25 protein-coding genes and 1 pseudogene are annotated in these 24,771 nt (G+C 70.4%); 8 read left to right on the forward strand and 18 right to left on the reverse strand.

The features are described from left to right. Positions 1-61 precede the first annotated feature (61 nt). The 6 genes from ACIRQH_RS01155 to ACIRQH_RS01180 all read right to left on the reverse strand — a co-directional run bounded on the left by ACIRQH_RS01155 (position 62) and on the right by ACIRQH_RS01180 (position 4,792). Positions 62-625: a type 1 glutamine amidotransferase gene (locus tag ACIRQH_RS01155; protein WP_404223487.1), complete on the reverse strand. Its 564-nt coding sequence runs from the start codon at positions 623-625 to the stop codon at positions 62-64. After that, the gene (locus ACIRQH_RS01160) at positions 622-1,452 is read right to left on the reverse strand and encodes an acetylglutamate kinase (protein ID WP_358816428.1); all 831 of its coding nucleotides are present in this window, start codon (positions 1,450-1,452) and stop codon (positions 622-624) included. Before ACIRQH_RS01160 ends, ACIRQH_RS01155 begins: the two co-directional genes overlap by 4 nt. Then, on the reverse strand, positions 1,449-2,504 hold the full coding sequence (gene argC / locus ACIRQH_RS01165; RefSeq protein ID WP_358816429.1) for an N-acetyl-gamma-glutamyl-phosphate reductase: 1,056 nt from the start codon (positions 2,502-2,504) through the stop codon (positions 1,449-1,451). The genes ACIRQH_RS01160 and argC overlap by 4 nt, the downstream gene beginning before the upstream one ends. Next, positions 2,501-3,355, reverse strand: a complete 855-nt coding sequence (locus tag ACIRQH_RS01170; RefSeq protein ID WP_404223489.1) for a RimK family alpha-L-glutamate ligase — start codon at positions 3,353-3,355, stop codon at positions 2,501-2,503. Before ACIRQH_RS01170 ends, argC begins: the two co-directional genes overlap by 4 nt. Position 3,356: 1 nt before the next feature. Then, positions 3,357-3,542 carry a lysine biosynthesis protein LysW gene (locus ACIRQH_RS01175; RefSeq protein ID WP_081222306.1) on the reverse strand — a complete coding sequence of 62 codons (186 nt, stop codon included), beginning with the start codon at positions 3,540-3,542 and terminating at the stop codon, positions 3,357-3,359. Between the two features lie 92 nt (positions 3,543-3,634). Then, positions 3,635-4,792, reverse strand: coding sequence for an isopropylmalate synthase (locus ACIRQH_RS01180; protein WP_404223491.1), 1,158 nt, complete (start codon positions 4,790-4,792; stop codon positions 3,635-3,637). Positions 4,793-5,049: 257 nt separating this feature from the next. On the opposite strand from ACIRQH_RS01180, the gene ACIRQH_RS01185 reads away from it, so the two are divergent. Then, positions 5,050-5,811 (forward strand): arylmalonate decarboxylase, encoded by a 762-nt coding sequence (locus ACIRQH_RS01185; protein ID WP_404223493.1) that lies wholly within the window; start codon positions 5,050-5,052, stop codon positions 5,809-5,811. 55 nt (positions 5,812-5,866) lie between these two features. Here ACIRQH_RS01185 and ACIRQH_RS01190 read toward each other — a convergent pair whose 3' ends face one another. From ACIRQH_RS01190 to ACIRQH_RS01205, 4 genes are all read right to left on the reverse strand, one after another. Beyond that, on the reverse strand, positions 5,867-6,508 hold the full coding sequence (locus ACIRQH_RS01190; protein ID WP_388878951.1) for a response regulator transcription factor: 642 nt from the start codon (positions 6,506-6,508) through the stop codon (positions 5,867-5,869). Positions 6,509-6,584: 76 nt separating this feature from the next. Then, positions 6,585-7,856, reverse strand: coding sequence for a transposase (locus ACIRQH_RS01195; RefSeq protein ID WP_404223495.1), 1,272 nt, complete (start codon positions 7,854-7,856; stop codon positions 6,585-6,587). Positions 7,857-8,215: 359 nt separating this feature from the next. Beyond that, entirely contained in the window at positions 8,216-9,478 is a 1,263-nt protein-coding gene (locus tag ACIRQH_RS01200; RefSeq protein ID WP_358816435.1) for an MFS transporter, read from the reverse strand. 100 nt (positions 9,479-9,578) lie between these two features. Then, positions 9,579-10,151 (reverse strand): SDR family oxidoreductase, encoded by a 573-nt coding sequence (locus tag ACIRQH_RS01205; RefSeq protein ID WP_358816436.1) that lies wholly within the window; start codon positions 10,149-10,151, stop codon positions 9,579-9,581. A 190-nt stretch (positions 10,152-10,341) separates the two neighbouring features. Between ACIRQH_RS01205 and ACIRQH_RS01210 the strand changes: the two genes are divergently transcribed. Next, complete coding sequence (locus ACIRQH_RS01210; protein ID WP_404223498.1) at positions 10,342-13,728, forward strand: AfsR/SARP family transcriptional regulator; 3,387 nt, start codon at positions 10,342-10,344, stop codon at positions 13,726-13,728. A 13-nt stretch (positions 13,729-13,741) separates the two neighbouring features. On the opposite strand, the gene ACIRQH_RS01215 is transcribed toward ACIRQH_RS01210, so the two are convergent. The 5 genes from ACIRQH_RS01215 to ACIRQH_RS01235 form a co-directional block, all read right to left on the reverse strand. After that, positions 13,742-14,512 carry a crotonase/enoyl-CoA hydratase family protein gene (locus tag ACIRQH_RS01215; RefSeq protein ID WP_404223500.1) on the reverse strand — a complete coding sequence of 257 codons (771 nt, stop codon included), beginning with the start codon at positions 14,510-14,512 and terminating at the stop codon, positions 13,742-13,744. 53 nt (positions 14,513-14,565) lie between these two features. Then, positions 14,566-15,807, reverse strand: a complete 1,242-nt coding sequence (locus tag ACIRQH_RS01220) for a cytochrome P450 (RefSeq protein ID WP_404223502.1) — start codon at positions 15,805-15,807, stop codon at positions 14,566-14,568. 119 nt (positions 15,808-15,926) lie between these two features. Continuing rightward, complete coding sequence (locus tag ACIRQH_RS01225; RefSeq protein ID WP_404223505.1) at positions 15,927-16,499, reverse strand: GNAT family N-acetyltransferase; 573 nt, start codon at positions 16,497-16,499, stop codon at positions 15,927-15,929. A 43-nt stretch (positions 16,500-16,542) separates the two neighbouring features. After that, positions 16,543-16,719: a hypothetical protein gene (locus ACIRQH_RS01230; RefSeq protein ID WP_388878841.1), complete on the reverse strand. Its 177-nt coding sequence runs from the start codon at positions 16,717-16,719 to the stop codon at positions 16,543-16,545. A 61-nt stretch (positions 16,720-16,780) separates the two neighbouring features. Next, entirely contained in the window at positions 16,781-17,509 is a 729-nt protein-coding gene (locus ACIRQH_RS01235) for an SDR family oxidoreductase (RefSeq protein WP_404223507.1), read from the reverse strand. A 249-nt stretch (positions 17,510-17,758) separates the two neighbouring features. Here ACIRQH_RS01235 and ACIRQH_RS01240 point away from each other — a divergent pair, with 249 nt between their 5' ends. Further along, positions 17,759-17,923: a hypothetical protein gene (locus ACIRQH_RS01240; protein ID WP_358816444.1), complete on the forward strand. Its 165-nt coding sequence runs from the start codon at positions 17,759-17,761 to the stop codon at positions 17,921-17,923. Between the two features lie 176 nt (positions 17,924-18,099). Beyond that, on the forward strand, positions 18,100-20,319 hold the full coding sequence (gene tkt, locus ACIRQH_RS01245) for a transketolase (protein WP_404223509.1): 2,220 nt from the start codon (positions 18,100-18,102) through the stop codon (positions 20,317-20,319). A 151-nt stretch (positions 20,320-20,470) separates the two neighbouring features. Here the strand turns inward: tkt and ACIRQH_RS01250 are convergent, their stop codons facing one another. Next, positions 20,471-20,698: a hypothetical protein gene (locus ACIRQH_RS01250; protein ID WP_404223511.1), complete on the reverse strand. Its 228-nt coding sequence runs from the start codon at positions 20,696-20,698 to the stop codon at positions 20,471-20,473. 71 nt (positions 20,699-20,769) lie between these two features. Between ACIRQH_RS01250 and ACIRQH_RS01255 the strand changes: the two are divergent. The 4 genes and pseudogenes from ACIRQH_RS01255 to ACIRQH_RS01270 form a co-directional block, all read left to right on the forward strand. Continuing rightward, positions 20,770-20,970, forward strand: a pseudogene (locus tag ACIRQH_RS01255) (VOC family protein); the annotation flags it as partial. Positions 20,971-21,301: 331 nt separating this feature from the next. Continuing rightward, the gene (locus tag ACIRQH_RS01260) at positions 21,302-21,838 is read left to right on the forward strand and encodes a mismatch-specific DNA-glycosylase (RefSeq protein ID WP_404223513.1); all 537 of its coding nucleotides are present in this window, start codon (positions 21,302-21,304) and stop codon (positions 21,836-21,838) included. A 290-nt stretch (positions 21,839-22,128) separates the two neighbouring features. Then, positions 22,129-22,779: a DUF2975 domain-containing protein gene (locus ACIRQH_RS01265; RefSeq protein WP_404223515.1), complete on the forward strand. Its 651-nt coding sequence runs from the start codon at positions 22,129-22,131 to the stop codon at positions 22,777-22,779. Further along, on the forward strand, positions 22,779-23,033 hold the full coding sequence (locus tag ACIRQH_RS01270) for a helix-turn-helix transcriptional regulator (RefSeq protein WP_358816450.1): 255 nt from the start codon (positions 22,779-22,781) through the stop codon (positions 23,031-23,033). The genes ACIRQH_RS01265 and ACIRQH_RS01270 overlap by 1 nt, the downstream gene beginning before the upstream one ends. Positions 23,034-23,563: 530 nt before the next feature. On the opposite strand, the gene ACIRQH_RS01275 is transcribed toward ACIRQH_RS01270, so the two are convergent. Together ACIRQH_RS01275 and ACIRQH_RS01280 are read right to left on the reverse strand one after the other, a co-directional pair. After that, positions 23,564-23,989 carry a VOC family protein gene (locus tag ACIRQH_RS01275; RefSeq protein WP_388878863.1) on the reverse strand — a complete coding sequence of 142 codons (426 nt, stop codon included), beginning with the start codon at positions 23,987-23,989 and terminating at the stop codon, positions 23,564-23,566. Positions 23,990-24,174: 185 nt separating this feature from the next. Further along, positions 24,175-24,567 carry a hypothetical protein gene (locus ACIRQH_RS01280; protein WP_404223517.1) on the reverse strand — a complete coding sequence of 131 codons (393 nt, stop codon included), beginning with the start codon at positions 24,565-24,567 and terminating at the stop codon, positions 24,175-24,177. Positions 24,568-24,771 lie beyond the last annotated feature (204 nt).

Genomic DNA, 24,771 nt, shown 5'->3' on the forward strand with positions numbered 1-24,771 from the left:
GCGTCTGGTGTGTGAGGGATCTCAGAGACTGAGAGGTGTGGGGAATCGGGCGGGGTGCGGGTCACCGGTAGAGCTGCGCGAAGCCGCGCAGGATCTCGAGGCCGTCCTTGCGGAACTCCAGATGGGCCTGGGAGCCGAAGACGCGGCCGTCGTCGGAGCGGAGGAACTCGACGGGCGCGTGCTCGGAACGGCCTATGGTGCGATAGCCCGCCGGGGCTTCCTGGAGGTAGAGGGTGTGCCGGTGGAAGACGGTGACCGTCGGCTTCACGTAGGTGAAGAGCGGTTCCTGCGTGTCGACCTGTGCCTCGTAGCCGCCGACCCGCTGCGGCCCTTCCTCCAGGCGGCCGCCGGCCGCGACGGAGAGGATCTGCATACCGCCGCAGATGCCGAAGACCGGCACGTCCGTGGTGGTGACGAGGTCGATCAGCGGCTTGTAGTACTCGGTGTCGTACGCGCGCACCTTGGTGCCGCTCAGCACGATCGCCTGGTAGCGGCCGTCCACGCGGGCGGGTACGGACAGGGCGTCGGACGCCTCCGTGTCCGAACCCAACGCCTCGAGCCGGGACCGGAGTTGTTTGAGCGACAGGGTTCCGTTGTTGACGACCAGTACGCGGGGCCGCGTCATGCGTTCGCTCCTGAGGTGTGGGTGGAGTGCCGCGCGTCGGTGACGACCGTGCCGGTACGGCCGCCCAGCAGCTCGGTGACGGCGGCGCTGCCGATGACGACCCGCTCCACTCCGTGGTCCAGTGCCTCCCCCGCGGCCCGCAGCTTCTTGCGCATGCCGCCCTTCGCGCCCTTGTCGCGGAAGGCGGCCGCGTCCCGGCCGCTGATCAGCGACACCGGTTCGCCGTCCATGAGGAGGTGGCCGACGTCGGTGACGAGGACCAGGTCGGTGGCACCGGTGGCCCCGGCGATGGCGGCGGCGGCCCGGTCGGCGTCGGTGTTGACCTCCAAGCCGGCCGTGTTCCGTGCGAGCGGGGTGACGAGGTGGGCGTGGCCGGGCCGGAGGTTCTTCAACGAGGTCACGTCGACACCGGTGATCGGTCCGACGAGGTTCTCCAGCTCGACGAGTTGCTTCTCCCGCCACCACCAGCGCTCGCCCTCGCCGGCGCTCACCAGGCCGTCGCTGCCGAGCAGCCGCTCCGCGGTGATACCGCGGTCCTCGAGGCGACCCAGCACGTCCGCGGCCAGTTCGGCACTGACGGCCTTGATGTCGTCGATGACCTCGGGCGTGGTCCAGCGGCTCTGGTTGCCGTAGCGGTCGCGCAGGATCGCCGACGGTTCGCTGTAGCGTGCGCTGAGCCGCTTGAGGGGCTTGGACCAGCCGTGCACGAGGACCAGGGGGCGGTCCCGGCCGTGCCGGGCCAGGTCGTCCCACCAGCCGCCGTCGAGGTCGTCCAGGCAACTGCCGCCGAGCTTCACGACCGTGGGGGCAACGTTCTGCGCGCTCATGCCGGCATCACCGGCTGTTGCGTCAGTCCGGTCTCCTCCGGCAGGCCGAACCGCAGGTTGACCGCCTGCACCGCCTGTCCGGCGGCGCCCTTGACGAGGTTGTCGAGCGCGGCGAGCACGACGATCCGGCCGCCCTCCTCGTCGTGCAGGACCGTCACGTCGGCGAAGTTGGAGCCGAGGACGACCTGCGGGTCGGGCACCGGGATCAGCGTCTCGTCGTGCCGCCGGACCCGAACGAACGGGTGCCCCCTGTAGAAGCGCAGGTATGCCCGCGACAGCTCCCGCTGGTCCACCTTGTCGTCGGTGAAGACGTACGAGGAGGTCAGCAGACCACGGACGTTGGAGACGCCGTACGCCGACATCGACAGGTTGCCGACGGCGCCGGGCTTGCTCCGCTCCAGGAAGTCGGCGACCTCCGCGGCGTGCCGGTGCCCGGTCGGGGAGTACGGGGCGATGGCGCCGGACCGGAACGGGTGCAGGTCGGAGGTGCGCAGTTGGAGCCCCCCGCCGCTGGAACCGCTCTTCCCGTCCACCACGACCGTCTTGAGGTCGAGGCCGAGGCCGAGTGTGAGCGGGGCCAGCCCCAGGGTGATCGCGGTGGCGTAGCAGCCGGGCAGCGAGATGAGCGCGGCGTCCTTCAACTGGTCGCCGACCAGTTCGGGTACGCCGTAGACGAAGCGGTCGGCCAGGTCGGTGCGCCGCGCGACCTTCGGGTACCAGCGGTCGTGCAGGTGGGGCGTGCGGATACGGAAGGCACCACTGAGGTCGACGACGGCCGGGATCCGGTCGGCGAACAGGGAGGCCAGCTCGGCCGAGACCGGCGCCGGGGTGGCCAGGAAGAGGACGTCCACCTCGTCGGCGACCGCCTCGGTGACGGGCTGGACGGTCAGGCCCTGGTGGATGCGCAGACCGGGGTGGAGCTCGGAGGGGCGCCTGCCGATGCTGGAGGAGCCGCCGAGGAAGGTCAGCTCCAGGTCGGGGTGCTGGGTGATGAGTCGGATGAGTTCGCCGCCGGCGAGCCCGGAGGCACCGACGACTCCTGCACGGATCATGCGAGTAGCTCCTGCACATAACGGCCGATGGCCGAGGGGATGTCCGCGCCGGTGGCGGAGGCCACCGCCCGGAAGCCGGGTGCGTGGTTGACCTCGTTGACGACGTAGCCGTCGGGGGTGCTGAAGAGGTCGACCCCGTAGATCCCGGGTCCGAGCGCACCCACCACTCCGTCGACGATCTTGAGTACGTCGGGGTCGTGGGCGACCGCGCGGTTCTTGTTGCCGAGAGCGGCGTTGTTGCGCCAGTCGCTCCCGCCGCTCTCGAACTCCGCGGCACCGATCAGTTCCCGCCCGACGACGAAGCAGCGCATCGAACTGCCGCCCAGGTACGGCTCGACCACACTGGCCTGCTCGAAGGCGTGGGCCAGGTCCTCGATGTAGTCGTAGACGGAGTGGGCGGTGTCGGCATGCCGGATGAGGGTGACCCGTTTGCCCATGCCACCGAAGACGGGCTTGAGGACGACAGGCAGTGGCAGTTCGGCGAGCGCCTTGTCGAAGTCCTTGCGTGAGAGCACCAGCCGGTGGTCGGGCACCGGCACGCCCGCCGTGTGCAGCAGGGCGCGCAGGGCGGCCTTGTTCTCACAGGCGTGGATGGCCCGGGCCGTGTTCAGGGCGGGGACGCCGGCCGCCTCGGCGAGGGTGGCGATCAGGCCGCCGCGGGTGTAGCTGCGACTGCGGATCAGGAGGGTTTCGTAGCCCGTCACGCCCGGGGCGTCCGGGTGGCCGAGGCAGAGGGATTCGTCGTTGATCCAGTCCAGACGGAGTCCGAAGGCCGGAGCCGCATCGATCAACAGGCGTTCCTCCCAGGCGATCCGGTCGGCGACGACCGCTACAGCACGTCGACTGCTCATGTCACTGGCCCCAGTCGCGGAGCTGCACCTCGATCATCTCCAGCGTCAGGCGACCGTCCTCGACGGCCTCGACGCGGAGGGTCAGGATGCACTCGGGGCACGAGAGGGTCTCGCCCTTGGTGACCGGGGGGACGGTCAGGTCGGTCTCGCACTCGGGGCATACACCGGTCAGGGTGGCGGTGGACATCAGTCAACTCCGTTGTGATGGGCGGGACGTGGGGTGTTGTGGTCGGACGTGAAAGCCGTCGGACGTGGACGACGGTCCAGCGCGGGCGTCCTTCAGACGCGCGCGGGGCGGAAGTCGATCGCTGCCTTGCGTATCGCGTCACGGTCGAGCGCCGGGCGTCCGTCGCGCTCCTGCCGCTGGGCCAGCCACGGGGTGAAGGCGTCGACGTCGACCTCCAGGCCCGAGTCGGTCAGGGCCCAGGCGACCAGAGCGGTGGTGAGACGGCCGCGGACCCGCAACTCGCGCCTGTTTCCGACGAGTTCGGCGGGCAGCGTCTCGTACGCCTCGGGGTGGGTCAGCTGGCCGGGGAGTTCGTACGCGAAGGCGTGCGGGGTGGTCGGCCCGGACTGGAAAGCGTCCCCCAGACCGGCTCCGCCGAGGGCGATCCTCGACAGTTCGGTGAGATGCCTCAGGTCGAAGCGGGTGTCGCCGTGGATCACGCGCAGCGAGGTGAGCAGCTCGGCCAGCGGGGCGTTGCCACCCCGCTCACCGATGCCGCCGACGGTGGTGGAGATCCACCGGGCGCCGGCCCGGACCGCGGCGAGGGAGTTCGCGACGGCCATGCCGAGCATGTTGTGCGAGTGGATCTCGATCTCGGAGCCGTCGATCGCGACGATGTCGGCGATCACGCCTTCCATCTGCCAGGGGGACAGATGGGCGACGGTCTCCGCGAGCCGGAACCGGTCGGCCCCCGCCGCGAACCCCGCCTCGACATAGGGGACGAGCCGCTCCTTGGGGGTGCGGGCGCCGTCCTCACCGCTGAACGTGACGTGGAAGCCGCGCTCCTTGGCCTGGGTGATCGCCGAACGCGCCAGAGTCTGCAGGAACTTGGGGCTGGCCGAGTCGAGCTTCAGCCGGGCGTGCTCCTCGGAGGTGGGGATGGAGTACATGATGTGGCGTACACCGAGCCGCTCGGCCTCGTCGAGAGCCCGCGCGACCTGGCGGCGGTCGCGTACGACGAGGAGCGTCATGCTGCGCTCCGGGCCGACGGCGTCGTGGGTGGCGAGGACGAGATCGGCGTCCTTGGAGTCCGGCCCGGAGACCATGCCCACCTCGACGAGTTCGACCCCCGTGCGCACCAGCAGGTCGGCGATGGCGGCGGCGTCATCGGGGCCGAACTCGACGCCCGCCATGTGCGCGGAGTCCCGGAGCGTCGCGTCGGATATGCGGGGCGGCCTCTCCTGTTTCTCGAAGCTCTCTGCTTCTGCCATTTCCTTCACTCCTTGTTCCCGAAGGGTCTGCATTCCCGAAAGGGTCTGTGAGTCGGAATTCCGGGGGCACCGGGCTGATCGCCGTTCAACATCCTTCGCCGCCGGGCCGGAAAGAGCAACATCGTCCGCGTCAGGCCTGTGTGGTGAAGTGTCAAGGAGTGTCAGGAAGGAAAAGGATTGCCGGGCGGATGTGGGCCGCCTGCCAAATTTGGGTTACGGAGGGGCCATTCACGACGCTCGGGCTCTACCGTGCGGTCATGGATCTCTTCTCGCTGCCCCGGCTGGGGGTCGTCGTGCCACCGGAAAACCCCACGGCGGAACCGGAGTTCAACCACCTGCTCGGTACCGCGATGAATGTGTACACCTCGCGTTTCCCGGTGACGCCGGGAACCGGGCTCAGGGCCATGCTGGAGACGTACAACGAGGTTCTCCCGGCGCTGCTCGCCGGCTTCGGCGAACTGCGGCTGGACGCCACCGTGGTGGCGTGCAGCGCGTCGCACTACCTGCTGGGCCCCGAGGGCGACCGGGCCTTCTGCGACGAGCTGTCCCAGCGCGCCGGCTCTCCCGTGCGATCCTCGACACAGGCGATCCTCGCAGCCTGCGAGGCGCTCGGGGTGACCCGTCTGACGCTCGTCTCCCCCTACCAGCCATGGCTCACCGACACCTCGCGCGCCTTCTGGGAGCGAGCCGGTCTCACGGTCGACGGGGTGGTGCTGGTTCCGGCGGGTCCGGGTGCGGACGGCGGTGCGCACTACGACCCGTACGAGGTCACGACCAGGACGATCCTGAGGCACATACGGGAGCGGGAACTGCCCGCCGACACGGCCTTGTTGTTCACGGGTACGGGGATGGGCACCCTCGCCACGCTCGACGAGCTGGCGCGGCAGGATCCGGGGCGCACGCTGCTGACCTCGAACCTCGCGTCGGCCTGGTGGGCGCGGCGGGTGGCGGGAGTCACCGAGGAGGCAGGCCACCCACTGCTGCGGAGGCTGGAGCGTACGTCGGTCCGCCCGGCGTGACGGTGGGGGCCCGGGAACGCGCCGCACGCGTTCCCGGGCCCCCACTCGGCAGCTCTCAGCCGGCGGACGCCTCGGCCATGCGCCAGGCGTACCCCATGCGGTAACCGACACCCCGGACCGTGATGATCCAGCCGCTGGAGCCGAGTTTCGCCCGGAGACTGCTCACGTGCGTGTCGATCGTACGGCTGGTGTGCCCCCAGTTGCTTCCCCAGACCCGGGCCATGAGCTCCTTTCGCGTCACGACGGTTTCAGGGGTGGCCGCCAACGTGTAGAGCAGCTCGAATTCCTTCGACGTGACGCCGACGAGCCGGTTGTGCAGACGCACTTCACGCAGGCCGGGATCGATATGCAGATGGCGAAGTGAAATGGCGTCGGGAAGTACCTGCCGGGGTTGGGAACGGCGCAGCACCGCCTCGATGCGGGCCCCGATCTCACGGAATCCCCAGGATTTCACCACGCAGTCGTCCGCACCCGCGTTCAGGGCGAGAACACGGCCCAGTGCGTCGTCGGCATCGGTGACGGCTATGAGCGCGGTCTCACCGCTGTTCCGCAGTTCTCTGCACAATTCCAGTCCGTCGATATCAGGCAACTCCAGGGCGAAGAGCAGCAGATCGGCGTCACCGGACGCGCGCAGGGCCCGCTCTCCGGTGCCGACGCTGCGGGCTGTGAATCCCTGGCGCCGGAGATCGCTCACCATGGTCGCGGCGCTCTCGGCGTTCTGCTCCACCACGAGTACTTGTCGCACGTGCTCACCCCTGTTCCTCGGCTTCACGTCAGTTCGAGGCGCCGGCGAGTGCGCCGGCCGGTGCGCGGGGCGGGTCGGGTGGTACGGCCTGTCCGCCGCGGGCGGTGGACAGCCGCTGGTAGATGTAGGCGGCCGAGGCCATGGTCATGTGATGGTGCCAGCCGGGGAAGGAACGGCCCTCGAAGTCGAGGGCGCCGAACCGCTGCCCGAGCGTGGTCACGGCGGAGAGCGCAGCGGCGTGGCTCCGGGCCAGGCGGAGGTTCTCCTCCATCCGACGGTCCGTGAGTGTCGTGAGCCAGTACCGGGCGGGGTGCCGGCCTTCCGGGTCGGGCCGTTCCAGGGTGCGGTACGGACGGGACCCGGCCTCGTCAGCGCCACCGGGTCCGGGGAGCCCCACCGTGTCCGCGTGCGTGTGGACCGGCACGGCCCTGACGGGGCCGTCGGGGGTCTGCCGCAGGAGCACGTGCGTCTGCCGGCCGTGCCGCACCTCCATGAGGGCGCTCACCGTCGTCACCACTCGGTTGTGTCGTCCCGTGACCACTTGCTGGTCCGGGGAGACCTCGCACACGACGTCGGCCCGCAGTCGGGCGAGACCCGCGAGGACCCCGGCCACGTCGTCGCACCGGGTGAGGTCCAGTACCCATGGCAGGCGCGGGAGTTGCGGCTGTTCGGCCATCTCGGTGGCGTACCGGACGACGTGATCGGCAGCGGTGCGTCCCGCCTCGGCCCCCGGGATGCGCGCACGACGCCTGCGCTCGCGGTCCGAGTCCCACGCTCCCCCGAGCACAAGGCTCCAGTCCACCGGGTAGGAGTGGGTACCCGAGGTGAGGAACAGGCCCAGTGCCCGCTGGCAGTTGACACTGCGGCCGGTTGCCGAGTCGACGCGCCGGTGCACGCCCGCCGAGTGCTCGCCCCGCTTGGGGATGACGAGTTCGGCGACGGTCCAGGCGTGCGGAGTGGTCCGCGCTGCCACCAGTCGGGCGAGCCGCCGGCGCACCGGAACCCAGTCCCACGGACTGGCGTTGATGAACTGGTGCAGACCCCGTGCGGCAGCCGTGGGTAAGGGGCTGGCCCGCGCGATGCGCCGCAGCGTCTTCTTGCCGGACACATGGATCAGGGCCCACAGATACGCCCGGGCCCAACGCCGCTGATCGGAACGCTGGTTCACCCCGAAGATCTCGTCCATGAACCTCTGCATGCGTGCGCCGTCGCCCGGCGCCCCCGCGCGTACCTCACTCGACGACATCCGACGCCACGCCCCCTCGATACCGGTCACCGCCCGCACCCCGACTGGATGCATGGCACATACGTACGAGGTGAAAGTACCGTCCGGGCCAGGCTTTGCCCGGGTCCGCCGTCTACTTTGCGAAGTCGCGGGCCGACCTGCGAAAACGCCTCTCGCGGGACCCGCGGTACGTGACCCGCGCGAACCAGAAAACGGGCTCCACCAGGGGTGAAGCGGTGCGACGGACATGTCAGGTGAAATATTAACAAGTCATGAACTTGCCTCAAGTGCCGTGCTGAGACACCCATTTCGGCGACCTTGCCCCGGTGGCCGCGAGGGTGTGTGGCACCCGCGCACCGGTGTGATCACGGCTGCACGACGACCGCCGCAGGAGCGCCGATGGCTCCGGCGGCCGGTCGTCGTGCCTCGGCGCGTCAGGCCGCCGGCTCCGTCACCGCCACCTCGGCAGGAGACACGGGCCGCCGGGCGGGGAAGCCCGCCCGACGGGCGTACAGGACGACCGCGATCACCGGCAGCAGGAGCAGCAGCACCGTCCAGGGGAAGGACTCGCTGCCGACCACGTCGAGCAGGATGCCTCCGGCAATGCCTCCGCCCGCCATCGCCACGTTCCACAGGGTGACGAGCATCGCCTGGGCCGAGTCGGCGGACTCGCCTCCCGCGTCACCGACGGCGGTCTGCAGCAGCGTGGGCACACCACCCCAGCCCAGCCCCCACAGCACCGCGGCGACGTAGACCAGGGCGGTGGTGTCGGAGAGGACGGCCAGGAGCGCGGCGGCGAGGGCGACCAGCAGCGCACCGCCGATGGTGAGGCCGCGCAGCCGTCGGTTGATCTGGGCGCCGACGATCCAGATGCTCGCCAGGGACGCGGCGCCGAAGACGAGGAGCACCAGGCCGGTGCTGCCGCCCAGTCCCAGGTCGTCGAGGTAGGTGGCGATGTAGGCGTACAGGATGGTGTGGGCCAGAACGAAGACGAGGGTGACGAAGAGGACCGGAGTCACTCCCGGGATGCGCAGGGTGGGCAGCATCTTGGGCCGTTCGCCGCGCTCCTGTCCGGGGAAGTCCGGGACGGCCGCGGTGATCCACGCCAGGAGCAGCAGCGTGAGCACCGTCATCCCGAGGAACGCCACGCGCCAGCCGAGCCAGTCGCCGAGGAAGGTACCGGCGGGCACACCGAGGGCGAGCGCTACGGGGATGCCCGCCATGGCGACGGCCATCGCCTTGCCCTGGAGGTGGGCCGGGGCCATGCGCCGCGCGTAGCCGGCGAGCAGGGCCCAGGCGAGACCGGCCGCGACACCGGCGACGAACCGCGCCGCCATGGTCAGTTCGTAGACGGACGACACGGCCGTGACCGTGTTGGCGAGGGCGAAACCACCCATGGCGGTGAGCAGCAGCTTCTTGCGCCGCCAGCCCGCCGTGGCCGCGGTGAGCGGGATCGCGGTCAGGGCGGTGCCGATCGCGTAGACGGTGACGGTCTGACCCGTCGCGGACTCGCTCACGTCGAGGTCCTGGCTCATCGCGGGCAGCAGACCGGCGGGGAGGGTCTCGGTCAGGCTGGTGATGAAGACGGCCGTGGCGAGGGCGAGCAGGGCGAACAGCGGCAGCTTCCGCTGTTCCTCGCTCTCGCGCTTCGGATCCGATTCCGCGGCGGCGGGCGCCGTGTCGGGTGCGGTGCTCATGGGGTGTGCTCCAGGTCTTCCGGAAGGAGGGTGTTGAGAGGCGAAGGGCGCGGGGACGGAGGTGGAGGCGGAGGGGCGGACGTAGTCGACGGTGGCCGGTTCACGGGAAGGCGAGGCCGCCGTCGACCGGCAGCCGCACCCCCGTGGTGAACGTCGCCTCCGTGGCCAGGAAGAGCGCGGCGCGAGCCACCTCCTCGGCGGCACCGAGACGGCCCAGCGGAGGCAGCGGGACGGCACCGGCGCCCGGCGCCTCGATACAGCCCGGGGCCACCGCGTTGACGCGGATGCCCCGGGTGACGAGTTCGGCGGCGAGCGCCCGTACGACGTCGGGGCAGGGAGTCGGGGCCGTGAGCACGATCGCGCTGCCGTCCTTGAGAAGGGGCAGCAGGGGCCGCGCGGTGGCCACGGCGTCGGAGAACAGGAGATCGAGGCTGCCTTCCGCGGTGGCTTCGGGACCGGTGCCGGCCTGGGCGACGAGGGCTGCTTCGACGGTGGACGGGGTGACGACGCGGGCGGCGGAGCCCAGTTCGGCGACCGCGTGGGCTCGTTCAGGCGCGGTGCGGACGGTCAGCAGGACCGTGGCCCCGCCCTCCACGAGACGTTTCGCGATGGCCAGGCCGATGCCGGTGACCTCGCCGACGACGAGGGCCTTCCTGCCCGCGTACCTCGTCATGGGTGCCGCTCCCTCCGGGGGTGCCCGTTCCTCGCCGGTGCGTGGTGCCTCCCCGAGGACGACTCTGCGCCGAGGCGCTTCGGGGAACCTTCCGGAAAACTTCGGGTCCGCAGGCGCCCCGACGGACGGTGGAGCCGGCGCCGTCGAGAGCCTGCCGGTGCCGGTTCCCCTGCCATGTACGGTGGTGACCATGCGGTTTGGGGTGCTCGGGCCACTGGTGGTGTGGGACGGCGAGGGCCGGGAGGTCAAGGTCCCCGAGGCCAAGGTCCGGGCCCTGCTGGCGGACCTTCTCGCGAACGACGAAGGGCCGGTGTCCGCCGACCGGCTCATCGAGGACCTGTGGGGCGACGCGCCTCCGGGCAATCCCCGCGCCGCCCTCCAGGCCAAGATCTCCCAGCTGCGCCGCGTCGTAGGCCGGGACCGCGTGGTGCGGCAGCCGCCGGGCTACGGGCTGCGACTCGACGGCGCCGACGAGGTGGACGCCGTACGGTTCCGCGCTCTGGTGACCGACGCCCGCCCCGTCCAGGACCCGCGCACCCGGGCGGCCCTGCTCACCGAGGCGCTCGATCTGTGGCGGGGCCCGGCGTACGCGGACTTCGCGGACGACGGGTTCGTGCAGGGGGCCTCGCAACGCCTGGCGGAGCAGCGGCTGTCCGTGCTGGAGGATCAGGCGGAGGCGCGTCTGGAGGCACAGGACCACGCGCTTCTCGCCGGGGAGCTCGCCGACCTCGTGGCGCGCCACCCCCTGCGGGAGCGTCTGCGCGCCGTCCAGATGAGGGCGCTGTACGCGGCGGGTCGGCAGAGCGAGGCGCTCGCCTCCTACGACGACCTGAGGTGCCGCCTCGTCGAGGAACTGGGGGTCGACCCGAGCCCCGAACTGGCCGCCCTGCACGGGGCGGTGCTCCGGCAGGACCCCGGACTGAGCGCGGGGACTTCCCCGAGGGAGCCGCAGGGCCAGGCAGCCGGGGTGGACACCGGCGCGACGAGCACCACGGCCGCGCCACCCGGCAGGGGCACAGTCGTCGCCACGGAAGCTCCCGGACCAAGCTCCCATTCGAATCTTCCCGTCCCCCTCACTCCCCTGATCGGCCGCCACCAGGCCCTCGCCCAGTTGTCCCGGCTCCTCGCCGAGAAGCGTCTGGTGACGCTCACCGGCCCCGGCGGCGTCGGCAAGACCCGGCTCGCCGTGGCAGCGGCCACCGCCGAGCGGGAGAACACCGAGGCCGGTGAACCGGCCGACGGGGTTTGGCTCGTGGAGTTCTCCGGCATTCGCGCGGGCACCGCGGCGGATCTGGCCCAGGTACTCGCCGCCACCCTCGGCATCCGGGACGACACCCCTCGCTCGCTGCCGGGCACCGGCACCTCGTCCGCTTCCCTGCCGCACCGGCTCGCCGCCGCCCTGCGCGACCGGCGCACCCTGCTCGTCCTGGACAACTGCGAGCACGTCGTCGACGCGGCCGCCGAACTCACCGAGCTGCTTCTGAGCACCGCTCCCGGCCTGCGTGTCCTGGCCACCGGGCAGCAGCCACTGGGCCTGGCCGGCGAGGCGGTGTTCCTCGTCGACCCCCTGCCGTCGGTCGACGCCGTCCGTATGTTCATGGAGCGTGCGGCCGCCGCGACGCCCGGATTCCCGCGCGACCCGCACGCCCCGGACGAGACCGACCGGCAGGCCGTCGCCGAGATCTGCGGCCGCCTCGACGGCATCCCGCTCGCCCTGGAACTCGCCGCCACCCGCGTACGGGCCCTCGGAGTGAAAGGGCTGGCCGCCCGGCTCAACGACCGCTTCCGGGTACTGACCTTCGGACAGCGCGGCGCGCCGGCCCGCCAGCAGACCCTGCGGGCGGTCATCGACTGGAGCTGGGAGCTGCTCAGCGCGCCCGAACGCATCGTCCTGCGACGCCTCGGCGCGCACAGCGACGGCTGCGACCTGGACGCCGCCGAAGCGGTCTGCGCGGGTGACGGCGTCACCCGGGACGAGGTGCTCGACCTCGTCACCCGGCTGGTCGACCGGTCCCTGGTCGTCGTGGTGGACGGGCCCACCGGCCCCCGCTACCGCCTGTTGGAGTCCGTCGCCGCCTACGCGACCGAACAGCTCCACGAGATGGAGGACTTCACCGCCGTACGGGACCGTCAGCTGCGCCACTACCGGGCCCTTGCCGAACACGCCGAGCCACACCTGCGAGGCGCCGCTCAGCAGTCCTGGCTGACCCGGCTGGACGCCGAGGCCGGCAACCTGCGTACGGCGCTCGACGAAGCGCTGCGCCGCGCGGGCACGGGGGACCCGGAGGAAGCCGTGCGGCTGACCACGGCTCTGGCCTGGTGGTGGCTGTTGCGTGGCCGCCTCAACGAGGCCCGCCGCAACCTCGGTTCGGTGCTGGCCACCATGCCCACCCCCTCCGTCCCCGCCGAACTGGCCCTGCTCCACGCCGCGTTCGCCTTGCTCACTGGAGACCCGACAGCGGTCGCCGCCCCGTCCGCGAGCAGGTGCACCGCCACGGAAGGCAGCCTCGACGCCAAGAACGATCTCGCCGCCGGCGCCGAGGCGATCCCCGACCCCGCCCGACGCGCCCGCGCGCTCTGGCTCTGCGCGTACGGGCTGTTCAGCGCGGGTGACACAGCCGAGGGCAATGAACTGAACAGCCGTGCCCTCGTGCTGTCCACCACCGCCGGGGACCCATGGGGCATCGCCGCCGCGCTGGGCCTGCGCGCGACCCTCGCTCTGGTCCGCGGCGATCTCGCGGGGCTGGGCCGTGATGGACTGCGAAGCGCCCAGCTTTTTCGCGAACTGGGCGACTGTTGGGGCGAGTTGCAGACCGTGTCGCCGCTCGCCGCACTGGCCGAGATCAAGGGCGCGTACACCGACGCGGAACGCCGTCAGTACGAAGGCCTGCGGATGGCCCGGGAGTTGGGCCTGGAGGCGGAGGTGTCCGCGCGACTCTCCGGTCTCGGGCGCCTCGCGTTGCTCGCCCGCGACTGGGACCGCGCCCGCGACCTGCACGAACAGGCACGTCGGATCGCCGCCGAGCAGGGCTACAAGTACGGTGAGATCCACTCGGGGATGGGCCTCGCCCTCGGCGCACGCCGCTCCGGTGACCTCGACGAGGCCGAGAGGCACCTGCTGCAGATCCGCGACGGCTACGCCGACGTGTCCTCCCAGGCGGGTGACCACCTGCTCCTCGCCGAACTCGGTTTCATCGCCGAACTCCGCGGCGACGCGAAGGGTGCTGCGACGCACCATCTGGAGGGGTTGGAGATCGCCCGCCTCCTCGCCGAACCCCGTGCCCTGGCACTCTCCCTGGAAGGTCTCGCCGGTGCGGCGACCCTGCCCGGCCAGGCGCCCACCGCCGCTTGCGCGGCAGAGCTTCTGGGCGCGGCGGCAGCCGCCCGCTCCCGGGCCGGGGCCCCGCTGCCGCCTGCCGAGCGCGCTGATGTCGACCGCATCACCGCTGCGGCGCGGACAGCCCTGGGCACTCCCGCGTTCACGGAGGCGTACGAGCGGGGCGCCCTGCTGACGGCCGAGGAGGCAATGCACCACGCCTGCACGGCACTTGACCGGTCCGGGCGGGTATCGGATTGACCGCGGGGAGCTCCTAGCCCTGCCAGGCCGGTGGGCGCTTCTCGGTGAACGCGTTTGCCCCCTCGGTGGCAGCGGTGGTGGTGAAGACCGGGGCGCTGAGGGGGTCCTGGACGGTGTACGCGGTCCGGTCGTCCAGTCCGCGGGTGTCCTGGACGATCTGCTTCGTGACCAGGACCGCTTCGCCGGAGTTGGCTTGGACACGGTCGGCCAGGGCGAGCGCAGCCTGTAGGGCTTCGCCTTCGGGGGTGAGCCGGTTGACGAGTCCGTAGCGAGCCGCGTCCGAGGCGGGGAGCGGCGCGGCCGTCAGGAGCATCTCCATGGCCACGTGGTACGGAAGGCGGCCCGGGAGGCGGACGGCTCCGCCTTCGGCGGCGATGAGCCCGCGGGCGACCTCAGGCAGGGCGAAGAACGCCGTGTCGGCGGCGGTGATGAGGTCACAGGCGAGGGCGAGTTCGAAGCCGCCGGCGACGGCCGCACCCTCGACGGCGGCAATGAGCGGCTTCCGGAGTCGCGCGCGGGTGAGCCCTGCGAGCCCACGGTCGGCGACAAGGGGGACGCCGTCGGTGGGGAAGGCCTTGAGGTCCATACCCGAGCAGAAATGCCCGCCCGCGCCGGCGAGGATGCCGACAGCCAGGGAGGGATCGGTCTCCAGCCGGGTCAGGGCCGCGTCCATCGCCTTGGCCAGCCGGTGGTCGATGGCGTTACGGACATGCGGCCTGTTGAGGGTGACGAGCAGGACGCCGGGGCCTGGCTCGGTCACCACCACGGGGTCTTGACTGCCCATTCGGTGTGCTCCTCCTGCTGGGGGTGTTTCCGCGGGGTGGGCGGCGGACGTGGTCAGTTCCGTACGACAGGCAGCGCGGCCAGTCCGCGCATCACCCGGGCCGGCCGCCAGGGGAGCTCGTCGACCGGTTTGGCCAGTTGCACGGATCCCAGGCGTTGGAGCAGCAGGGGGAAGGCGACCGTGCCTTCGAGGCGGGCCAGGGCGGCGCCGATGCAGAAGTGGGGCCCATAGCCGAAGGCGAGGTGCTCATTGGGCGTCCGGCCGACATCGAGCCGGTCCGCGTCCGCGAAGCGTGTCTCGTCCCGGTTGGCGGAACCGATCAGAAGGCTGACGATGTCCCCCTCGTCGATCAGCTGCCCGTGGAGGCTGATCCGTTGCGCGGCGCACCGGAACGTCGCGTCCCGTACCGGGGAGTCGTAGCGCAGCAGTTCTTCCACGGCGGTGCCGACCAGACTCGGCCCGGCCTCCGGTCCGGTGAGACGCGCGGCCTGGCCGGGGTGGCGGAGCAGGGCGAGCGTGCCGTTGCCGATGAGGTTCATGGTGGTGTCGTGTCCGACCAGGAGCAGGAGGTAGGCGGTCGAGCGCAGTTCCTCCTCGCTCATCGCCCCGCTGTCGTCGCTGGCCTCTACGAGAGCGCCCAGCAGATCCACTCCCCCGCGCTCGCCACCTGCACGTTTCCCGGCGATCAGGACATCCAGAAGAGCGTGCAGATCGCCTTCGACCCGGGCCGGGTCCATGCCCTGGGCCGGCGCGATGGTGGCCATCAGGGTGTCCCGGGTGACAGCGTTGTCCAGCTCTCGGGGGACGCCGAGGATCCCGCAGATCATCCGGAACGTCAGCGGCGCCGCGAACGCCGCGATCACATCCACGTGAGTGTGCTGCTCGACCCGGTCCAGCAACCGGTTCGCGACCTCCTCGATGAAAGGTTCCAGCTGCGCGATACGGCGGGGTACGAACGCCGCGTTCACCAGGGTCCGCAGCCGGGTGTGGTCCGGAGGATCGGCATGGACCAGATGCCGGTTCAGCCCGGCCGGTCCCGGGACGTAGCCGGGCACCCTGCCGGGGTCCTTGCTCAGCCGCCCGTCGGTCAGCAGAGCGCGGACATCGTCGTAGCGCGCGATCTGCCACACGGTGGGCCGCCCGGCTCTGCGGTCCGGGTGGGCAGGCGCATGCTCACGCAGCCACGCGAAGTAGGGGTACGGATCCTGTACCCGAAGGGCCAGTAGTTCTGAAGGCGGGGACGGCACAGCAGGAGCGGGCACTGCGACTCCGGGATCGAGAACCGGCACGGACACCGCACCAACGACCAGTGGCAATCGAAGGATGCGGAACCCCTGGTTCCAACCTGGGGAAACAGCCTTCAGGATCGGAACGGCCGTCGCGCACCCAGGGTCCGAGAAGGGCGGCTACGCGCTCAGGCGCCGGAGCCCGCTGACGGCGTGACGGACGCGCCCACGACACCGTAGGCACGATCGCCGATGGTGAACTCTCCCATCGGGGACATACCGAAGCCGTCGACGTGCACTCTCCACGACGGCTGGTTGGCCAGTTCGATGAAGGCCACCATCACGTCGGCCCGCCCTGATGCCGCGTGGAGGGCCGCCGTGAACAACCCGCGGGCCACGCCCTTCCCGCGATAGGCGGCGGCGACCACCACAGGCCCGTAGAACAGCCACGGCGTGGCGCGGAGCGGCTGCCCCTGCCACCGCAGCGAATCCTGTGCGTCCAGGACCGCCTTGGCCGGTGGCGGTGGACCGGTCATGTTCTCCGGGGAGACCAGACCGAGCAGGCCGGCCAAGCGACCGTCGTCGTCCGCGACGAGAAAGCTCCGTTCCTCGGCCATCGAACGCAGCGTGCCGGCATCGAGGCCGCCCTGGACAAAGCCCTGTTGAGCCCGCTCCCGCTCAGTGAGCGCGTCGTGGTGATTGGCCTCGAAGAGTTCGGCCATGGCCGGGGCATCAGCCGTGGCGGCGAAGCGGTAGTCCACGGCACCGGCCTTTCAGCGCGGGGCGAGTCGAGTCCCGCCGCGTTCAGTGGGGGCTGCCCATCGATGAGTTGTCGTAGGTGCCGTTCCGCTTGGCACGGTATTGATAGCGGCCGAGCTTCCGGCCACGCCGTACTCGGCGCCCGCACAGTACGAGCACGAGAGAGATGACCAGGATGAGCAGCGCGACTCCACTGCCGCCGAGTATCAGTGCCGTCTCCACCGACTGAGCATATGGGGCCGGAGCGCGTCACGACAGCGGGATCGGCGGACCCTGGGCTGCGTCAGGAGAGCCAGTCGGTGTAGCGAGTGGCGGCCAGGTGAGCGTTCTTGTCGGTGAGGACGTCGCCCTCGACGGCGGCGAACATGCCGGCGGTGGGGTCGGTGACGACGGTCCTCGGGTCGCCCTGGTGGGACAGCGTGATCCGGCCCAGCTCGTCCAGGTTGAACACCTCGGGCCCGCCGATGTTGCGGATGGCGTTCAGCGGCGTGCCCACGGCGACCTCGGCCACGGCCTCGGCCACGTCCTTGGCGGCGATCGGCTGGATGGGCGTGGCGGGCAGACGGACGGTGTCCTTGTCCGCGGTCCAGGACAGGACGGCGTCCATGAACTCCATGAACTGCGTGGCCCGGACGATCGAGTAGGGAATCGGGCCGGCTTTGAGGACCTCCTCCTGGAGGACCTTCGCGCGGTAGTAGTCCAGCTGCGGCACTCGGTCCACACCGACGATCGAGAGGATCACGAAGTGACGGGCGCCGCCCTTCTGGGACGCGGTCAGGAGGTTGTCCATCGAGGTCTGGAAGAAGGCCGGTGAGGCCTCGTCGAACGTCGGCGAGTTGGTCAGGTTGACGACGGCATCGGCTCCCGCGACCGCCTGATCGAGTCCGTGGCCGCTGATCACGTCGATGCCGGTGGACTGCGAGTGAGGCACCGCCTCATGTCCGGCGGCCTTGAGCTTCGTGACGACCTGCGAGCCGATCAGCCCGGTTCCGCCGATGACTGCGATCTGCATAGCGCGCCTTTCGTCGATGGATGGCACAAAACGAGACATAGTATGCATCCGCGATGGGGCCCAGAAGCGGTGCCACCCTCGACGGAGACGCATCAGCGGGACGAATCGTGGACCGGCGGCCATTCCGGGTACGGAAGCGATGCCGCCGTTCCCGCCCGCCGCTCAGCAGCGGGGAGTGCCGGCGAGAGGCGGTGCGAACCTCCGTCGGCCGACTGCGAGCATCTCCCCAGTTGTGGGTACTCGCCCACCATGACGTTCGAAGCGCGACGCGCACTGTCCTCCGAGACCGGCACGGCCGCAGGCGCCGCCGTATCCGCGGCCACTCCCCCGTCCCGGATCGCCGCGCTGGAGGAGGAGCCGCACGCCTTGGCGGTGACCGGGACGTACCGCGCCCTTCCAGCACCGGCACGGTGAGCGGACCGGTGCGCCCCCTCCGGCCCGGACCGGCGACGGCTGCGCGAGCCGACGGAACCGGCGTGAGACCGCGGCCACCAGGCGAGTGCATTTTGAGCGACACCGGCACCCGGCGGGCATCCCTCTAGAGATCGGCCCGCGGGGTCCGTCCGTACCGACGATGAAGGAGCAACAGCATGGCAAGCGAGCAGTCCGGCACGACGAATCGGCGCACCAGGTCCGTGGCGAGTCCGGTGGCTCAGCGTGCGGGATGGGACGACGTCGACGTACGGGCGGTGGACACCGTGCGGCTCCTGGCAGCCGACGCGGTGCAGAAGGTCGGCAACGGCCACCCCGGAACGGCCATGAGCCTGGCCCCTCTGGCGTACCTGCTGTTCCAGCACGTCATGCGCCATGACCCGAGCGACGACCAGTGGCTCGGGCGGGACCGCTTCGTCCTTTCCTGCGGGCACTCCAGCCTGACCCTCTACATCCAGCTCTACCTGGCCGGGTACGGGCTGGAGCTGTCCGACCTGGAGGCGTACCGGACCTGGGACTCGGCCACTCCCGGTCATCCCGAACACCGGCACACCCGCGGGGTGGAGATCACCACCGGGCCGCTGGGACAGGGCCTGGCGAGCGCGGTGGGCATGGCGATGGCGGCGCGCCGCGAACGCGGCCTGCTGGACCCGGACGCGGAGCCGGGCAGCAGCCCCTTCGACCACCACGTCTTCGTCGTCGCTTCCGACGGCGACATGATGGAAGGGGTCACGAGTGAGGCCTCATCGCTGGCCGGACACCAACGGCTCGGCAACCTCACGGTGTTCTACGACTCGAACCACATCTCGATCGAGGACGACACGGACATCGCCTTCAGCGAGGACGTCCCCGCCCGCTACGCCGCCTACGGCTGGCACGTGCAGACCGTCGACTGGACGGTCACGGGCGAGTACGTCGAGGACATCGACGCGCTCCTGGCTGCCGTTCGCGCCGCGCGGGAGGAGAGCGACCGCCCCTCGCTGATCATGCTGCGCACGCTGATCGGCTGGCCCGCGCCCACGAAGCAGAACACCGGCAAGGCCCACGGCTCCGCGCTGGGGGACGAAGAGGTCGCCGCGACGAAGGACGTGCTCGGGTTCGATCCCGACGAGGCCTTCGTCGTCGAGCCGGAGGTCCTGGAACGGACCCGTGGGATCTCCGAGCGCGCCTCCCGGACGCGCGCCGAGTGGGACGAGCAGTTCGCGGCCTGGCAGGCGGCGAATCCCGACCGCGCGAAGCTGCTGGAGCGCCTGCGGGCGCAGCGTCTGCCCGACGGCTGGACCGATGTCCTGCCCGTCTTCCCGGCTGACGAGAAGGGCATGGCCACCCGAGCCGCCTCCGGTGAGGTCCTCAGCGCGCTGGCACCCTGTCTGCCCGAACTGTGGGGCGGCTCGGCCGACTTGGCCGGCAGCAACAACACCACCATGAGCGGGGAACCGTCCTTCGTCCCGGCCGACCGGCAGACCAAGGACTTCAAGGGCGGCCCTTACGGACGCACTCTGCACTTCGGTATTCGGGAACACGCCATGGGGGCGATCCTCAACGGAATCGCCCTGCAGAGCCTCACCCGCCCCTACGGCGGAACCTTCCTGACCTTCTCGGACTACATGCGCCCCGCGGTGCGGCTGGCCGCGCTGATGAAGCTCCCCGTCACGTACGTGTGGACGCACGACTCCATCGGCCTCGGCGAGGACGGACCCACGCACCAGCCTGTCGAGCACCTCGCCGCGCTGCGCGCCATCCCGGGCCTGGACGTGGTGCGTCCTGGTGACGCGAACGAGACCACAGCGTGCTGGGCGGCCGTCCTCGAACACAAGGACCGCCCCGCCGCGCTGGTCCTGACCCGGCAGAACGTGCCCGTGCTGGATCGCGACAGTGACGCCTACGCCGCAGCGGGTGAGGCCGCCCGGGGTGCGTACGTCCTCACCGACACGGCCGACGGCGGCTCGGAGCCGGACGTCATCCTCATCGCCACGGGGTCCGAGGTGCAGATCGCGCTGGACGCCCACGCGCTGCTGACGGCCGACGGTCTGGCCGTGCGGGTCGTCTCGATGCCCTGTCAGGAGTGGTTCGCCGCCCAGCCCGTGGCCTACCAGGACGAGGTCCTTCCTCCTGCCGTACGAGCCCGGGTCAGCGTGGAAGCCGCGGTGGGCCAGGGCTGGCGCGAGGTGGTGGGCGACGCCGGACGCATCGTGAGCCTGGAACACTATGGGGCGTCCGCCGACTACCAGCGCCTGTACTCCGAGTTCGGCATCACGCCCGAGGCGGTTGCCGCCGCCGCCCGCGACAGCATCCAGGACGCCGACCGCACCCCGCGACCCGGTGGCCACCGACAGACCTCCGCTCCCACGAGCGGCGGCACAGGCGACCGCCCCTGACTCCTCCTTCAGGGCTCGCGCGGGAGGGGGCTCGCTTGCCGGATCGGGCCCCTGTTCGCGATCGGGGACGGGGGATTGCTGCCACGCGCGACGGGCAGTGGGTGTCAGGGCGCCATGCGACGTCCGGACACCCACTGCCGCGGAGGAGCGGTCAGCGTCCGCGGAACGTGTTGTGGACGGCCACCGTGGACCGGTTGTCCTGCTGGTCGACCACCTCGGCGCGGAGCGCGACACCCTTGCCGTTTGCGGGAGCCTTCAGTGACGCCTCTCCGTGCTTCACGATCAGCTTCTGCCAGGTGGCGCCGTCGTCGTACGAGGCCTCGACGGAAAGGGACTTGAGGTTGTCGCCGGCGGCGGCCCCCTGCACCTCGACCGGCATCCTCAGCTTCTTGCCGGCCCTGGCCCGGGACTCCAGGTCGAGTTCCGGGTGGAAGCGGCCCGATCCAGCGGATGGACAACGTCCCCATCGTCGTCGAAGACCTTGACGCCGTCATTGCGTTCCTCGTCGAACTCGGCAGGGAACTCGAGGGCAAGGGGCCACTCGAATGGCGTGGGGCGGAGCGTGTCATCGGACTCGATGACGTCCGGCAGGACATCGCCATGCTGCGGGTCCCGAACGGCCACGGGCGAGTGGAGCTGGCACATCGTCGTCGGACTCGCCGAGGAGCTCGGCTGAAACCGCCGAAAGAGCCATGCACACTCAAGGCGAGCACCCTCAGCGCCGCCTGGGCACATGCTGCTTCGCGCGTGTCGGCGCGGCCTGGAGGGCGCTCTTCGATCAGAGTCTTAGTAAGCGCCACGTCACAGGCGGGAGCACGATCACCCGGCCTCTCTGGCGTCCGAGTGCTTCTGCGTGAGGGAAGGGTGCGGGGATGAAGCGTGGTGACGTCGACAACCTCCGCTGCTCGACCCACCGGGTGACGGGGAGGTGGACCTGATGGGCTTCAGCCGTGCCGAGCTCGAGCGATTCCGAGGCGGATCCTTGCCCGACCTCCTCGGCCCGCGTACGAAGCTGCTGTTCGTGGGCGTCAACCCTGGGCTGTCGGCCGTGGCCTTGCAGGCACACTTTCCCGGGCGCACCAACCGCTTCTACCCGGCCTTGTTCAGGGCGGGCATCACCGATCGACTGATCGACGCCTCCTCCGGTTTCGCGCCGGGCGACCGGGAATACCTCGCCGGGCGGGGCATCGGGATCACGGCACTTGTCCCGAAGGCCACTGCGCGTGCCGACGAACTGGCGCCGGCCGAACTGGTGGCGGGAGCAGAGGCTCTGACCGGGGCAGTCGGGCGCGTCAGGCCACACGTGGTCGCCATGCTCGGGATCACCGCCTACCGCATCGCGTTCGCGATGCCCAAGGCCCACGTCGGACGGCAGCCGAGTCTGTTCGCCGGAGCACAGCTGTGGGTTGTGCCCAACCCGAGTGGTCTCAACGCCCACTCCTCACTCGCGGACCTGGCCGTCGCCTACCGCGAGGTCGCTGTCGCCGCTGGACTCGAACTCTCACCTCCACCAGCGTAGAAGCCCTCCGTCCAGCAGGGTGGAAGCACCTCGTCGTCGCTCTGCATCGCCTGCGCGAAGCCCTCGACTTCGGGGCGCCGCCCACTCACGTCGGCACAGTGGACGTGCCGCGACGCGGATCGAGTCGCCGCGGGCTTCGCAGATCGGGAGCGATGCGAGGACACGAGACGCGATCCTGCGCGCGGCGCTGGAGCGAGGGTGAACTCGGGCCTCTGCCGAGGACCTTGCGCAGGCCCTTCCATTCTATGTATCGTTTTTCGATAACATCGATAATCGATACGGGGGCTGTCATGGCGAGGGTGAGTAACCCACTGGAGCCGATCTCGAGCGCGATCAAGGTCGTCGTTACGGTGATCGCTGCGCTGTTGGTCGCAGGCGTACTCGGCGCGATGACTCTGGACGGTGTGCACCTGCGCGTTCTTGGCGTCGGCGACAAGAACTTCTGCGCCACGGACACGTCCACGACGGTGGGTGGCGGCGAGGTGCCGGATCCGGAGTTCAAGCCCGCACCAGGCGCGACGGTCGAGATGGATGCCCATCCGAGCTACTGCACCGAGGACCCCACTGCGACCCAGAGCCTGCTCAACATCGCCAAACAGATCCCTTCATCCGTCTTCACCGTCGGGGCGCTCCTGCTGGTCCTCTGGTTGATCCGCGGGGCGGAGGGCGACGGCCTGTTCACCGCGCGAACCGCGCACCGCCTGCGCACGCTCGGCTGGTGGCTGCTGGCCGGCGGCGTACTCAGCGCGGTGGCCACATCCGTGGCGGAACAAGCCCTCGTCGGCTCCCTGAGCCGGAGCGGCGACGCCAGTGCCCTGACCGGCCTGCTGTCGTGGGACATGCCCTATATGGCGCTCCTCACCGGCCTCGGCGTCCTGTCCTTCGCCCGTGTCATGCGCATCGGTATCACCATGCGCGAAGAGCTCGACGGAACGGTCTGATGTCCGAGGACAAAGAAGAGCACGCGATCGAGGTCCATCTCGACCGCCTGCTCGAAGAACGAGGGATGACCCTGGCCGAGCTCGCCGATCGTGTCGGCGTCACTCATGTCAACCTGTCCATCCTCAAGAACGGCCGAGCGCGTGCCGTACGGTTCACCACCCTGACGCGGCTCTGCGAGGTACTGGAGTGCCAGCCCGGGGATCTCCTCAGCCACCGCACACAGGCGGAACCGCCTTCGAGTGATCTCGCGTAGCCAGTCTGCGTTCGTGATGTCGGGCTCGGCTGAAGACACGCGATGGCCGGTCAGACGAGGTACGGCGGCGTGGTCCTCAGTGGACGACGGACACGATCCGACAGCCGGCTTCGGCCAGCACACGGCGTCCCTCGATCCGGGCGCGCGCGAGGGCAGTCGTGGGCTCGATGCCGCGGGTGCACAAACGCCAGGCAGTCGGAGCAGCTCCAGGAGCGACGCCAGCTCCCGCCGGAAGAGAGGCCGGGCGTCGATGGGTTGGCCGAGCCAGGAGGCGTCGGACACGCCGTAGGTCTGCGGACTCATAGGCTGAGCCTGGCAGTTGGTGGGCCAAGCCTGCCGACGAATACGTCGATGCGGACAGTGTCACGCTCCGCAGCCGAGTACGAAGGTGACGGCGGCGCCCTCCCGGTCCGGCACAGGGCCGACTCACGGTTGATCACGCCGGCCGACCTCCCGGCCGGAGTGCGGAGGCGCCCCGCCGCAACGACGACAAGGGATACAGCTCCGCACTTCGCCGGTTCGGGAGATGTTCAGTCGACGCAGAACTCGTTGCCCTCGACGTCCTGCATCACGATGCAGGAATCGTTGCCGTCATAGAGGAGGCGCACCCGCACCGCACCGAGCGGAAGCAGCCGCGCGCACTCGGCTTCGAGCACGGCAAGGCGTTCCTCACCCACGAGCCCGGTGCCGACCCGCACGTCGAGGTGCACCCGGTTCTTGACGACCTTGCCTTCAGGGACGCGCTGGAAGAACAGCCGCGGGCCCACACCCGAGGGATCGCTGCACGCACACCAGGAACCCTGCTCCTCAGCGGACTGGGAGCGGTCGAACTCCTCCCACGTGTCGAACCCCGCCGGTGGCAGGATGACGTACCCCAACACCTCGCACCAGAAGCGAGCGACGCGCTCCGGCTCAGCACAGTCAAAGGTGACTTGGAACTGCTTGATCGATGACATCGGCGCACCATAACAGGGGAGCCTCCAGCTCGTTCAGCGGTTCCGAGTCCCCGTCACCTGCGGGTTCTTGTCGGCTGGAGAGTGCCGAGGGGAGGCAGCGGACGATCGCGAAGAGTCTCTCGCCCGCGAGGGCCCTCTCCATGCTGCCCAGGGCCGACATCCCGCCGGCCAGGCGCATTTGGGCTTCAGCAGCGCGGAAGCGGATTGGTCTCGTCAATGACGTCGCTGTCCTTCACGAAGCCCCAGCCGCCATGACTGAGGTGCGGAGTGTCGGCGAGCGTATAGAGCCAGCGGTTGGGATGCGGACCGCCGCCGCCTGTGGGATCACCCTCGTATCGGCAGGTGAACCAGTTGGTGTCGGAGTTGAGGTAGCCGACGGTCTGCCCGGCCCACTGGACGCGGATCCCCGGCTTGTTCTCGCACCACCAGTGGCCGTTGAGGGCATCACCCACACAGGTGGACACTACGGCGCTCCCCGAAGGCTGGGCGACCGCCACGCTCGACACGGTGCTGACAAGGATGAACGCGCAGGCTACAGAACCCGCGAGACGGCCGACGCGCGGCGAGGTCTTCTTCATGAGCACATCCCGGAAGTCGGTGACCTTGAGTGCTCCAAACCTCACAGGCCCGGGGACGAGGTGCCATCAATTCCATCACCATCGAAACGCCGGAGGCCGCCGGGCCTGGCCCACCCGGGACCCGGAGAGGACGTCAGGAACGCCGGGTCGGCAACCAAGCCCGCCTCCCGCATCGCCCCGATCCCCCGGCGGCACCCGCCACCG

Source organism: Streptomyces sp. NPDC102279, from assembly GCF_044766365.1.
Taxonomy (GTDB): domain Bacteria; phylum Actinomycetota; class Actinomycetes; order Streptomycetales; family Streptomycetaceae; genus Streptomyces.